The organism is Marinomonas algarum (assembly GCF_020532605.1).
Taxonomy (GTDB): domain Bacteria; phylum Pseudomonadota; class Gammaproteobacteria; order Pseudomonadales; family Marinomonadaceae; genus Marinomonas; species Marinomonas algarum.
Map to the genome: position 1 here is coordinate 71,528 of NZ_JAJATW010000008.1, position 12,440 is coordinate 83,967.

The window sequence follows — 12,440 nt, forward strand, 5'->3', positions numbered from 1 at the left end:
GTATCTTGGGTGTCTTAGGTTGCCTTAAACCTTGTTCGACTGATGCTTTTAGCTGGTAAGCTTAAATAACCCAAATAAAGGATAGTAAAATGCCTACAGTTTCTATGCGCGACCTATTATTGGTTGGTTCACACTTCGGTCATCAAACTCGTTACTGGAACCCAAAAATGAAGCCATTCATTTTCGGTGCTCGTAACAAGATCCACATCATTAACCTTGAGCACACTGTTCCAGCACTTAACAATGCCCTAGAGCTTGTTAAAAAAATGGCTGAAAGCAAAAACAAGGTTTTGTTTGTTGGTACTAAGCGTGCTGCATCTAAAACGATTAAAGAGCAAGCTGCTCGCTCTGGTATGCCATACGTTAACCACCGTTGGTTAGGTGGTATGTTGACAAACTACAAAACCATCCGTACTTCTATCAAACGTCTACGTGAACTTGAAGGTCAAATGGCCGATGGCACGTTTGACAAATTGACTAAGAAAGAAGCGTTGATGCGTACTCGTGAGCTTGAAAAACTTGAGCTTTCTATGGGTGGTATTAAAGACATGGGCGGCCTGCCTGATGTGTTGTTTGTTGTTGATGTTGATCATGAACGTATCGCTATTAAAGAAGCAAACAAACTAGGTATCCCAGTTATTGGTATCGTCGATACAAACAGTAACCCAGATGGCGTTGATTACGTTATCCCTGCAAATGACGACGCTATTCGCGCTGTTCAATTGTATGTTGGTGCTTTCGCAGATGCCGTCCTTGAAGGTCGTAATGCAACAGCGGGTTCAGCAGAAGAATTCGTTGAAGTAAGCGAAGCGGCTGCTGACACAACCGAAGCATAATCAAACCTTTGAGTTTGTTGTGGTTTCTAAAGGGAGGCCTAAGCCTCCTTTTTTTAAGTTTGAATTGGTAAAAGAGGATTGAACATGGCCGCAGTATCTGCAGCATTGGTAAAAGAGCTACGTGAACGTACAGGCTTAGGCATGATGGAGTGTAAAAAAGCACTCGTTGCGGCGAACGCTGACGTTGAAGTAGCGATTGAAGAGCTACGTAAATCAAGTGGCATGAAAGCAGCGAAAAAAGCAGGCCGCACAGCAGCAGAAGGCACCATTATTATGCGTGTTGCTGACGATGCTTCTTACGGTGTGTTAGTGGAAGTTAACTCTGAAACTGACTTCGCTTCTCGTGACCAAGGTTTCGTTGCGTTTGCAAACAAAGTGGCTGACGCTGTTTTTGCAACAAAAGAAACAGATATGGCTAAAGTCATCACGGGCGACATGTTAGAAGCACGTGAAGCGTTAGTTCAAAAAATCGGTGAGAACATCACACCTCGTCGTGCCGTACTTGTTGAAGGCGGCCTAGTAGGTGGTTACCTTCACGGTAACGGTCAGATCGCTGTATTGACGCAACTTGAAGGCGGTTCTGATGAGCTGGCTAAAGACGTGTCTATGCATGTTGCTGCTGTTGCTCCTCGCGTTGTTCGCGGTGAAGACATGCCTGAAGAAGTGCTAGCGAAAGAAGAAGAAATCGTTCGTGCGCAGCCAGACATGGCTGGTAAACCAGCAGAAATCGTTGACAAAATGATTGTTGGCCGTATGAAAAAGTTCTTGGCTGAAAACAGCTTGACTGAGCAGCCTTTCGTTAAGAATCCAGAAGTCAAAGTCGGTCAGCTTGTAAAAGATGCTGGCGCTGTTGTTTCTTCTTTCATTCGCTTAGAAGTAGGTGAAGGTATCGAAGTTGCAGAAGTAGATTTTGCAGCAGAAGTAGCAGCACAGCTTAAAGGTTAATCCTTAGTGGTGTTGTCTTGCAAAGAAAAGGGGCAGCTTGACTGCCCCTTTTTATGAAAGACAAATACAATCAATACGATGTTTATTGATATTATAAGTAAAACCATTGCCGGAGGTTGATATGCCAAAAGAAAAGAGTCCAAAATACAAAAGAATTTTGCTTAAGCTGAGCGGCGAAGCTTTGATGGGAGACGAGTCGTTTGGTATCGACCCTAAAGTATTGAACCGAATTGCTCTTGAAATCGGCCAACTGCGTGGCATTGGTGTAGAAGTTGGGATTGTTATTGGTGGCGGCAACTTATTCCGTGGTCAAGCATTAAGCCAAGCGGGCATGGATCGTGTGACGGGTGATCATATGGGCATGTTGGCAACGGTTATGAATGCCTTAGCAATGCGTGATGCATTGGAGCGTGCGAATATTGCCACACGCGTTATGTCAGCCATAACGATGACGGGTATTGTAGAGCCCTATGATCGACGTCGCGCGATGCGTTTAATGAAAGAAGGCGATGTATTGATCTTCTCTGCTGGTACGGGCAACCCATTCTTTACAACTGACTCTGCCGCTTGTTTGCGTGGTATTGAGATTGATGCTGATGTTGTACTGAAAGCGACAAAAGTGGACGGTGTGTATTCTGCTGATCCTATGAAAGATCCAGCGGCTGTGAAATATGATACATTAGATTACAACGAAGTCCTTGAGAAACAGCTTGGTGTAATGGATCTTACTGCTATTTGTTTGACTCGTGACCACAGTATGCCTATTCGTGTATTTAATATGAACAAGCCTGGTGCCCTAGTCAACATTATGGTTGGCGGCAATGAAGGCACACTGATTAAGTGAGGAAATGATGATTAACGAAATTCTTAAAGATGCTGAAGACCGTATGAGTAAAGCGGTTTCTTCAGTTGAATCTGCGTTCAAAAAAATTCGTACGGGTCGAGCGCACCCAAGTATTCTAGATTCTGTAAAAGTAAATTATTACGGTTCTGATACGCCTCTTAGCCAAGTGGCAAACATTACCGTGGAAGACGCACGTACCTTAGGTATTTCTCCTTGGGAAAATAACCTTGTGCCTGAGATTGAAAAAGCCATTATGAAATCTGACCTTGGCTTAAATCCAGCAACAAATGGCAACTTGATTCGTATCCCAATGCCAGCTTTAACGGAAGAAACGCGTAAAAACTACTTCAAGCAAGCGAAAAACGAAGCAGAAAACGGTCGTATTGCTATTCGTAACATTCGCCGTGATGCGAATGGTAGTTTGAAAGACCTACTGAAAGAGAAAGAAATTTCTGAAGACGATGATCGTCGTGGTCAAGATCAAGTGCAGAAGATTACTGATAAGTACGTAGGACTTGTTGAAGAGCGTCTTGCTGCAAAAGAAAAAGACTTGATGGAAATTTAATGAGGAAAGCGAGTCTTGGCTCGCTTTTTTTATTTGCTAAGGTATCGCTATGACTGAATTGGATGGCGCTGGCATTGATTCAGCTGTCGTACCGGCTCATATTGCTATTATTATGGACGGTAATAATCGCTGGGCTAAAAAGAAACACCTACCAAGTATCGCGGGTCATACAGCGGGTGCTTCTGCTGTGCGACGCGTGGTTGAGGCGGCAGCAAAACGCGGTATACAGGTCTTGACCCTATTTGCTTTTTCCAGTGAAAACTGGAAGCGACCGAAGCTGGAAGTGGATGGTTTGATGGCGTTGTTTATGCGCTCTTTGAAAAAAGAACTGAAACGACTCAATCAATATAAAATTCGCCTGCAAGTTGTTGGGGATTTATCGGGTTTCAGTGAGGGGTTGCGTAAGCAAATCAAAAGCGTTGAAGCCAGTACAGAGCAGAATGATCACATGACACTGGTGATCGCTGCCAATTACGGTGGCCGCTGGGACATCACTCAAGCGGTAAAAAATATTTCGAATTTGGTGGCTAAGGGTGAATTAGCCCCTGATGATATCGACGAAACCTTGTTAGGTCAGCATATGCAGCTTGCCGATCTACCTGCCCCTGACCTTCTTATTCGTACTTCTGGTGAAGAGCGAATCAGTAACTTTCTATTATGGCAAACGGCGTATTCTGAGTTTGTCTTCTTGCCGGTGTTATGGCCGGACTTTGATCAACAACATTTTGAAGAGGCTATCCAGACCTTTCAGAATCGTCAGCGACGTTATGGTGGCCGATAAGTATGTTACTTCCCCGAATTCTTAGTGCCATTGTTATGGCTGTGTTGTTTGTTTGTGCCGTTTTTGTCTTAGAAGAAACCAATTTTATTCTCGCAATGGGCGGTGTTGTGTTCTTAGCGGGCTGGGAGTGGGCGCGCCTTTCAGGTGTTCAGAATCAGTTGGCCCGCTTAGTTTTCGCCTGTCTCATCGGTGTTGTGTGTTTTCTTGTTTACCAAACTGACTTATCAAAAATATCTTTGTCGATTAGCCCTGCATTGTGGCTTCTTGCCCTGTATTGGGTGATTCGCTATCCCACTCAACTTATTTGGCAGCATGTACTCAGTCGTTTAGTGTTCGGTGTCTTGGTGTTGGTCACTACATGGGCGTCATTGGTTGTACTGAAACAGTCAGAAGCGTTTGTGGTGTGGGTATTACTGTTAATGGGCTTAATTTGGGGGGCAGATTCAGGTGCCTACTTTGCTGGTCGAGCATTTGGTAAGCATAAATTAGCGCGTTCTGTCAGTCCTGGAAAGTCTTGGGAAGGGGTGATCGGCGGTGTGGTTTTGACACAAGTCGGTGTGATGCTGTTTTCATTTTACTCCGATTTCTCATTGGCAAAATGGATAGGATTGGCTTTGGTGGCGTTGATTATTTCTTTTGTGTCTGTATTAGGAGATCTGACTGAAAGTTTGTTCAAGCGTCACGAGCAGCTTAAGGACTCCAGTCATTTGATTCCTGGTCATGGTGGTGTGATGGATCGTGTCGATAGCCTGACGGCGGCGGCACCTATTTATGTACTGTTACTTAGTTTGATCGGGTGGCTTTGATGCAGGGAATTTGTTTACTAGGCGCTACCGGTTCGATCGGTCAAAGCACACTGGATATTATTGCTCAGCACCCAGATAAGTTTACTTTAGTCAGTGCCTCGGCCAATGAAAGCGTCGATAAAATGGCGGCAATATGTCGTCAGTTTTTACCTCAGCGCGTGGTTATGGGATCGCAAAGAGCCCGTGAGGCGTTGGCTGAACAGTGCAATGATCTAGCCATTTCCTTTGAATGGGGGGAGGCGTCTTTAGACAGTATTGCTTGTGATGCTGCGGTAGACCAAGTTATGGCGGCGATCATGGGATTTGCTGGATTAAAGCCAACGTTGGCCGGTATTCGTTCAGGCAAGCGTATTTTATTGGCTAATAAAGAGTCATTGGTGACAGCGGGCAAGCTGTTTATGGATGAGGTTGCTCGCAATAATGTTGCTCTGTTGCCAATTGATAGTGAGCACAATGCTATTTATCAAAGCTTGCCACAAACTCCCCAGGGCGCTCACCAAAAAGACGTGGCTAAAATCATTCTAACAGCGTCTGGTGGTCCATTTCGTAATTTCTCACTCAAAGAAATGAAGCAAGTTACACCGGAGCAGGCTTGTAAGCACCCTAATTGGTCGATGGGGCAGAAAATATCCATCGATTCTGCTTCCTTGATGAATAAGGGGCTTGAGCTAATCGAGGCGTGCTGGCTGTTTGATGTCACACCGGACGATGTAGACGTTGTGGTACACCCTGAAAGCATTATTCACTCGATGGTGTCTTACCGAGATGGTTCAGTGATTGCACAAATGGGCAACCCTGATATGAAAATCCCTATTGCTTATGGAATGAGTTGGCCAGATCGAATTGAAACTAATGTGGCGCCTTTGAGTCTCATTGATGTCGCAAAATTGAATTTTGAAGCACCGGACAAGCAGCGTTTTCCTAATCTAAGACTGGCAGCAGAGGCTTGGTACATGGGAGGAACCGCTATGGCCGTGCTTAATGCGACAAATGAGGTTGCTGTCGCGGCTTTTTTGCAGAAAAAGATGGGTTTTCTGGATATTGCTGCTTTGAATGAAAGTGTCTTAACGAAAGCGAATATTATGCCTGTTAGAACGCTTGATGACGTTTTTGAAGCAGATAAAGTAGCGCGACAGTTGGCTAATGACATTATTTTTCGCGGATGTTTTTCATGATACAAAATATTCTTTCTATTGTTGTGGCGTTAGGGGTGCTGATCACTTTTCATGAATTTGGGCATTTCTTTGTTGCTCGCCGTTGTGGTGTGAAGGTATTGCGCTTTTCTGTGGGATTTGGAAAACCGATTTATCGTTATGTTGGAAAAACGGGAACAGAATACACCCTTGCTATGATTCCATTGGGTGGCTACGTTCGCATGCTTGACGAACGAGAAGGGGATGTACCACCTGAACTCATGTCGCAAACATTTAATGTTAAGAGCGTATGGCAACGTATTGCGATTGTTGCGGCGGGTCCTATTGCTAACTTTATTTTAGCCGTGGTGATTTACGCGGGTGTCGCATTGTTGGGTATTCAGACAATGGCACCCAAAGTCGGTGATATTGTTGAAAATTCACCGGTGTCTCAGACTCAGATGCGGTCTGGTGATGAAGTGGTCGCCGTTAATGGTGAGGCAGTTTCTTCTTGGGATGACGTAAATTTAGTGTTAGCGGACTTGATTGGTAAAACAGGAACCATTATCGTTCGTTACCAACTTGCAGAGTCCGATTCTTTACAAGAAGATACGGTGGCTTTAAACCGTTGGTTAGTGGGTGAAGAGCCCAGTAATTTAATTCGCGCTTTTGGCTTCTCCCCGTGGCAGCCAGAGGTGGTACCTACTATTGCTCAAGTTGTAGAAGGGGGAGCGGCAGCCTCTGCTGGTTTTATGGCTGGCGATACGATTTTAGCGATTGATGACCAACCTGTTTCTAGATGGCGTCAAGTGGTTGAGCTCGTGCAAGCGAACCCAAGTCAATCTCTGTTGGTTGAAGTTGATCGAGAAGGTCGCACGTTAGAATTATTATTATTGCCTAATTCTACGGAGCAGAACGGTCGTTTGATCGGTTATGCTGGTGTAGCGGTGGTTCCGCCGCAATGGGATGAAAGTTTAATTCGTGAGCGTCACTATGGTCCGATTGAGTCTTTGACCTATGGTGTCGCGCAGATGTCTAAGATGGTGTCTTTGACAGTTTCTTCGATTGGTAAAATGTTGCAGGGATTGATTTCGGTTGATAATTTGTCTGGACCCATCACCATTGCAAAAGTGGCAAGTGCGTCCGCCGAGTCAGGGTTACAGTCTTTTTTGAAGTTTATGGCTTACCTTAGTGTCAGTTTAGGGGTGCTTAATTTGTTGCCTATCCCCATGTTAGATGGTGGGCATTTGTTGTTTTTTGGCATTGAAGCGGCTCGCCGCAAACCTGTATCTGAGAGAATTCAAGGGTTTGCTTATCGGGTTGGCGCTTCTCTTTTATTTGCTTTAATGGCCATTGCCATTTTTAATGATATTGCCCGCTTATAGAGAGGTATGTGTGAAAGTCGTTTCAGCGGTATTGTTGGCTTTAATAAGCGCGCAAAGTGTTGCAAAAACGGTAGAAGACGTTCGGATTGATGGGCTAGTGCAAATGCCCTCCGCTCGTGCTTTTGATGTCATTGGTTTTAGTGAAAGCGAATCCTACGATTCTGGTAAAGTTTATCAAGCTATTACGTCCCTGTTTAGTACGGGTTACTTTAGTGATATCAACGTCTATGAAGAAAATAATGTTTTAATATTCGATGTTGAAGAACGTCCTTCTATCGGTAATTTAACCATTGAAGGGAATGATTTAATTCAAACCGAAGATCTTGAGCGTGGCCTAAAGCTATCTGGTTTGGAAATAGGTGAGATTTACAAGCCAGAAACGCTTAACCAGATAGTGCAAGAATTACAACGTCAATATTATGCCCTTGGTCGTTATAGCGCTAAGGTGAGTATTGCGGTTGAAGAAATGCCACGTAATAGGACCGGAATCGTCATTAATATCGACGAGGGAGACACAGCAAAGATTGTTCACATCAACATCGTTGGTAATAAAGAGTTTGATGAGGAACTTCTGACAAAAGACTTTGAATCAGCCGAAACGGGCTCTTGGAACCCTTTCAGCTCCGCAGATGAATACGCTAAGGCGAAGCTTGAAGGCGATCTTAATACCCTGAAAAGCTTTTACTTGGATAACGGTTATCTAGATTTCAATGTTGTGTCGAGTCAGGTGAGTTTGTCGTCTGACAAGCGTGATGTCTATATTGTGATTAACGTTGATGAGGGTAAGCCTTACTCTCTTAATGAAATTTCACTAAGTGGCTCTTTACCTATCTCAGAAGACCGAGTGTGGAAACAAGTGACTCAGAAAACCGGTGATGTGTTTTCTCGAAGTGAAGTGACCAAGATCATCGAAGGTATTTCGACTGAACTTGGTGACGATGGCTATTTGTTCACCAACGTTAATGTGATTCCAGAAAAGCGCGAAGATCATACGGTGAATTTAAGCTATCAAATTACCCCAGGTCCAAAGGTCTATGTTCGCCGCATTACCTTTAGTGGTAACAGTGAGACGCAAGATGAAGTGTTGCGTCGAGAGATGACTCAGTTTGAAGGGGCCTTGGCCACACATTCTAAAATACAATCGTCTAAGCGCCGCATTGAACGTTTAGGCTTCTTCGGTAGTGTCGATTTACGTACTCGTCCAGTGGCCGGCACATCCGATCAGGTGGATCTTGATGTCGTGGTTCAGGAGCAGGCATCAGGCAGTATTCAGGCCAGCATTGGCTATTCTGAAGAAGACGGGACAGTGCTTGGTTTTGGGATTTCCAAACGTAACTTCTTAGGAACAGGGAACAAGCTTTCGTTTAGTGCAACTCGTACATCGTCGAAACAAGATTACGCCATTTCTTATGACAATCCTTATTTCACAGTGGATGGTGTGAGTCGTGGTGTGAGTCTGTTCTATGAAAAAAGTGATTATGCCGATGATGATGTCGAGGATTACCAATTAGATGAAATCGGTGTTGGGCTTAACTATGGTTACCCAATATCGGACACCCAGCGCCTAACTTTTGGTGTAACTGTAAAAGAAAGTGTTGTTCAGTTGGGCTATACCCCTTCAAATGAGACAGAGTATTACATAGATACCTATGGCGAAAACTATGATGATGTTATTGCCAGTTTAGCCTGGAGTGACTCTGATCTGATTGGTGGGGTACTACCAACGGATGGCTATTCTACAAAAGCTTCACTTGAAGTCGCGACCCCTGTTGGTGATCAGCAATATTACAAACTGGGTTTAACGTCGCAAAAGTACTGGTCGCTTGGTGGGTCTAACCTCTGGCTATTTCATGCCAAAGGCCGTTTAGGTTATGGTAATGGTTATGGCGACACGGAGGCTCTGCCTTTCTTCGAGAATTACTATGCAGGCGGCTCGTACTCTGTGCGTGGTTACAGCGCTTCTTCGCTAGGACCAAAAAACTCTTATGACGACCCAGATGAAGATACTTCTGCTTTGGGTGGCAATATTCTGATGACAGGTACGGCGGAAATTATTTTCCCGCTCCCTATGGTCGAAGATCATAAGTCAGTGAGAACCGCCTTGTTTTTAGATGGTGGTAACGTATTTACCGATGTCTGTTATGTAGACAACAGTGAGTGTAATGAAGGTGTGGATTTAAGTGAAATTCGTTACAGCGTTGGATTGAGTTGGACATGGATTACGCCGATTGCACCTTTGTCATTTAACTTTGCACGACCGTTAAATTCGAAAGACGGAGATAGCACAGACTTTTTCCAATTTCAGCTAGGGACAACGTTCTAAGTCGTTTTTCTAGTTGATGGTAAATGTTGAGCTTAAATTGAACACTTTATTTAATAGGATATAAAATGAAAAAGATCATAACCGCTTTATTTGCGCTTTGTTTTTTTAGCCAAGTTCAGGCTACTGAGGTCGCTGTTGTTGACTTTAGGGCTGCACTTTTAGGCAGCAAAATTGGTCAACAGGCGGCAGAAGCCCCTAAGCAAAAAATAGCCGCGATGGATGCGCGTTTACAAAAAGACCAAGAAGATCTCAAAACGGCGGCTAATAATTTACAACGCGATGAGTTGACCTTGTCAAAAGAAGAGTTTGACAAACGTCGCAAGCAGTTAGCGGAAGATCAAAATAAGATCCGTGCTATGGCAGCCAATATGCAGCGCCAAGCTAAGGCCCTTGAGCAAGAGGTGATTCAGTCTATAACCCCTCAAGGTGAAGCGGCTTTAAAGGCGCTGATTGAAGAGCGTAACCTTGATCTTGTTTTAAATAGACAATTGAGTATGTATGCAAACGCGGAGTCAGACATTACTGACGAGCTATTAAATCGCATCAATAAGGATAATTAACCCATGAGTTATACGCTAGGGCAACTGGCGGAGAAAGTTCAGGGTGTCGTCAGCGGTGACCCTGACTTGGTGATTGAGCGATTAGGTACGTTGGAAAAGGCCACGAAAGAAGAGTTGAGCTTTCTTGCCAATCCAAAGTATCAGCACCAGTTAGCAGATACATCAGCGGGTGCGGTGCTTGTTAAAAATACGCAGTTAGCGCAACGGGTGAACAATGCCATTGTTGTTGCGAATCCTTATTTGGCGTTTGCTCAGCTATCGCACTTGTTTGTTCCACAAAGTGAATCTTGGTCAGGTATCCATGAGTGCGCAGTGGTTTCTACAAGGGCTAAGGTGGCGGAAGGGGTGGTTATTGGCCCGAATGTCGTTATTGATGACGGCGTACAAATAGATGGCGACTGCATCATTGGGGCGGGCTGCGTATTGAGTCGAGGTGTGAAAATAGGTCACGGCACTCGCCTTTATCCCAATGTTACCCTGTATCATGATGTGGTACTCGGCAGTGACTGTATCATTCATAGTGGTGCTGTGATTGGCGCTGATGGATTTGGGTTTGCACCTTATCAGGGCCGCTGGGAAAAGATTAATCAGCTTGGCTCTGTGGTTTTAGGTGACAGAGTAGAGGTGGGTGCAAATTCTACCATTGACCGTGGTGCGATCGAAAATACCCAAGTTGGTCACGGTGTGAAGATAGATAATCAAGTTCAAATTGCTCATAACGTCGTAATTGGGGATAATACAGCCATTGCAGGCGGTACTTCTGTGGCTGGCAGTACCAAAATAGGGGCTTCATGCACTATTTCTGGTGGCGTTGGCATCGTTGGGCATTTAAATATCGTTGATAAAGTGCATGTAACAGCAATGAGTTTGATCAGCCATTCTATATTAGAACCGGGTTCTTATTCATCTGGAGGCGCTATGGAGCCCACTCAAACGTGGCGGCGTACCGTAGCAAGAGTCAGAAGAATAGATCAAATGGCAAAACAGTTTTTACAATTGAAACAACAGGTTAATAAGCTTTTAGAGAAGGTTGATACTAAATGATGGACGTAAATGAAATCCGCCAATACCTACCGCACAGGTACCCATTTTTGTTGGTGGATCGTGTTGTTGAACTGAACTTGAAAGAGTCCATTGTTGCTTACAAAAATGTCACCATTAATGAACCCTATTTTAATGGGCATTTTCCTAACCACCCCGTTATGCCTGGTGTGTTAATCATTGAAGCTATGGCACAAGCCGCTGGTATTTTAGGCTTTAAAACCATGGATAAAACACCAGAAGATGGTTCCATTTATTATTTTGTGGGTTCTGATAAAGTGCGCTTTAAGCGTCCAGTTGTGCCGGGTGATCGTGTACAACTAGAAGCAAAAATCGTTACAGAAAAGCGTGGGATCTGGAAATTTGACTGCAAAGCAACGGTTGACGGTGAGTTAGCGTGTTCTGCAACAATTCTGTGTGCTGACAGGAAGGTATAGTGCTGATACATCCAACTAGTTTGATTGACCCGAAAGCAGAAATTGACTCTAGCGTCGAGATTGGGCCTTTTTGTGTGATTGGGCCGAATGTAAAAATTGGTGCGGGTAGCATTATTAAGTCCCACGTTGTGATCAATGGTCACACGACGATTGGTTCTAATAATGAGATTTATCAGTTTGCTTCTGTTGGTGAGGCGAACCAAGATAAGAAGTACAAAGGCGAGCCCACTGAGCTTGTCATGGGGGACCACAATGTGGTTCGAGAAAACGCCACGATTCATCGCGGCACCGTGCAAGATCAGGGCATTACCACAATTGGCAGCCACAACTTGTTTATGGCCAGTACGCATGTTGGTCATGATTGTCACGTAGGCGATCATAATATTATGGCGAATTTTGCCGCTTTAGCTGGGCACGTTACCCTTGGCGATTATGTTATTTTGGGTGGTTATACTGGGATACATCAGTTCTGTCAGGTGAATTCGTTCAGCATGTGTGGCATGGGATCCATGGTGTCAAAGGATGTCCCTCGTTATATTATGGTGTCTGGTAATCCTGCTAAAGCTCATGGGATGAATTTTGAAGGAATGCGTCGACGTGGTGTGCCTACAGAAGTCATCCGAGCTTTACGTAGTGCCTATAAAACGCTTTATTTAAAGGGGCTAACGCTGCAAACGGCGTTGTCTGATATAGAGAATAGCGACCTTTTTGATATTCCTGAAGTGGTCGAATTTATTTTGTCGATACGGCAATCTAAACGTGGCATTGTCCGATAAGTACGATG

Annotated in this window: 13 protein-coding genes; all 13 read left to right on the plus strand. The window is 44.4% G+C overall.

Features of this window, described 5'->3' with window-relative positions; translation table 11 throughout:
• Positions 1-89: 89 nt before the first annotated feature.
• The 13 genes from rpsB (at position 90) to lpxA (ending at position 12,432) form a co-directional block, all read left to right on the plus strand.
• Positions 90-836, plus strand: coding sequence for a 30S ribosomal protein S2 (rpsB, locus tag LG368_RS06990; protein WP_226754019.1), 747 nt, complete (start codon positions 90-92; stop codon positions 834-836).
• Between the two features lie 84 nt (positions 837-920).
• Complete coding sequence (gene tsf, locus LG368_RS06995) at positions 921-1,781, plus strand: translation elongation factor Ts (RefSeq protein WP_226754020.1); 861 nt, start codon at positions 921-923, stop codon at positions 1,779-1,781.
• A gap of 121 nt (positions 1,782-1,902) precedes the next feature.
• Positions 1,903-2,625: a UMP kinase gene (pyrH, locus tag LG368_RS07000; RefSeq protein ID WP_226754021.1), complete on the plus strand. Its 723-nt coding sequence runs from the start codon at positions 1,903-1,905 to the stop codon at positions 2,623-2,625.
• A gap of 7 nt (positions 2,626-2,632) precedes the next feature.
• Complete coding sequence (gene frr / locus LG368_RS07005) at positions 2,633-3,190, plus strand: ribosome recycling factor (protein ID WP_226754074.1); 558 nt, start codon at positions 2,633-2,635, stop codon at positions 3,188-3,190.
• 49 nt (positions 3,191-3,239) lie between these two features.
• On the plus strand, positions 3,240-3,971 hold the full coding sequence (locus LG368_RS07010) for an isoprenyl transferase (RefSeq protein ID WP_226754022.1): 732 nt from the start codon (positions 3,240-3,242) through the stop codon (positions 3,969-3,971).
• Positions 3,972-3,973: 2 nt separating this feature from the next.
• On the plus strand, positions 3,974-4,777 hold the full coding sequence (locus LG368_RS07015; protein WP_226754023.1) for a phosphatidate cytidylyltransferase: 804 nt from the start codon (positions 3,974-3,976) through the stop codon (positions 4,775-4,777).
• Positions 4,777-5,952, plus strand: a complete 1,176-nt coding sequence (ispC, locus tag LG368_RS07020; protein WP_226754024.1) for a 1-deoxy-D-xylulose-5-phosphate reductoisomerase — start codon at positions 4,777-4,779, stop codon at positions 5,950-5,952. Before LG368_RS07015 ends, ispC begins: the two co-directional genes overlap by 1 nt.
• Positions 5,949-7,295 (plus strand): RIP metalloprotease RseP, encoded by a 1,347-nt coding sequence (rseP, locus tag LG368_RS07025; protein ID WP_226754025.1) that lies wholly within the window; start codon positions 5,949-5,951, stop codon positions 7,293-7,295. Before ispC ends, rseP begins: the two co-directional genes overlap by 4 nt.
• Positions 7,296-7,305: 10 nt before the next feature.
• Positions 7,306-9,618 (plus strand): outer membrane protein assembly factor BamA, encoded by a 2,313-nt coding sequence (gene bamA, locus LG368_RS07030; protein WP_226754026.1) that lies wholly within the window; start codon positions 7,306-7,308, stop codon positions 9,616-9,618.
• 65 nt (positions 9,619-9,683) lie between these two features.
• A complete protein-coding gene (locus LG368_RS07035; protein WP_226754027.1) occupies positions 9,684-10,178 on the plus strand; it encodes an OmpH/Skp family outer membrane protein in 495 nt (164 codons plus the stop codon).
• Positions 10,179-10,181: 3 nt separating this feature from the next.
• A complete protein-coding gene (gene lpxD, locus LG368_RS07040) occupies positions 10,182-11,222 on the plus strand; it encodes a UDP-3-O-(3-hydroxymyristoyl)glucosamine N-acyltransferase (RefSeq protein ID WP_226754028.1) in 1,041 nt (346 codons plus the stop codon).
• Positions 11,219-11,656: a 3-hydroxyacyl-ACP dehydratase FabZ gene (gene fabZ, locus LG368_RS07045; protein ID WP_226754029.1), complete on the plus strand. Its 438-nt coding sequence runs from the start codon at positions 11,219-11,221 to the stop codon at positions 11,654-11,656. The genes lpxD and fabZ overlap by 4 nt, the downstream gene beginning before the upstream one ends.
• Entirely contained in the window at positions 11,656-12,432 is a 777-nt protein-coding gene (gene lpxA, locus LG368_RS07050; protein ID WP_226754030.1) for an acyl-ACP--UDP-N-acetylglucosamine O-acyltransferase, read from the plus strand. Before fabZ ends, lpxA begins: the two co-directional genes overlap by 1 nt.
• Positions 12,433-12,440 lie beyond the last annotated feature (8 nt).

Coding starts and splice junctions, on each gene's coding strand:
- rpsB (WP_226754019.1), top strand. CDS start 90: ATGCCTACAGTTTCTATGCGCGACCTATTATTGGTTGGTTCACACTTC.
- tsf (WP_226754020.1), top strand. CDS start 921: ATGGCCGCAGTATCTGCAGCATTGGTAAAAGAGCTACGTGAACGTACA.
- pyrH (WP_226754021.1), top strand. CDS start 1,903: ATGCCAAAAGAAAAGAGTCCAAAATACAAAAGAATTTTGCTTAAGCTG.
- frr (WP_226754074.1), top strand. CDS start 2,633: ATGATTAACGAAATTCTTAAAGATGCTGAAGACCGTATGAGTAAAGCG.
- LG368_RS07010 (WP_226754022.1), top strand. CDS start 3,240: ATGACTGAATTGGATGGCGCTGGCATTGATTCAGCTGTCGTACCGGCT.
- LG368_RS07015 (WP_226754023.1), top strand. CDS start 3,974: ATGTTACTTCCCCGAATTCTTAGTGCCATTGTTATGGCTGTGTTGTTT.
- ispC (WP_226754024.1), top strand. CDS start 4,777: ATGCAGGGAATTTGTTTACTAGGCGCTACCGGTTCGATCGGTCAAAGC.
- rseP (WP_226754025.1), top strand. CDS start 5,949: ATGATACAAAATATTCTTTCTATTGTTGTGGCGTTAGGGGTGCTGATC.
- LG368_RS07035 (WP_226754027.1), top strand. CDS start 9,684: ATGAAAAAGATCATAACCGCTTTATTTGCGCTTTGTTTTTTTAGCCAA.
- lpxD (WP_226754028.1), top strand. CDS start 10,182: ATGAGTTATACGCTAGGGCAACTGGCGGAGAAAGTTCAGGGTGTCGTC.
- fabZ (WP_226754029.1), top strand. CDS start 11,219: ATGATGGACGTAAATGAAATCCGCCAATACCTACCGCACAGGTACCCA.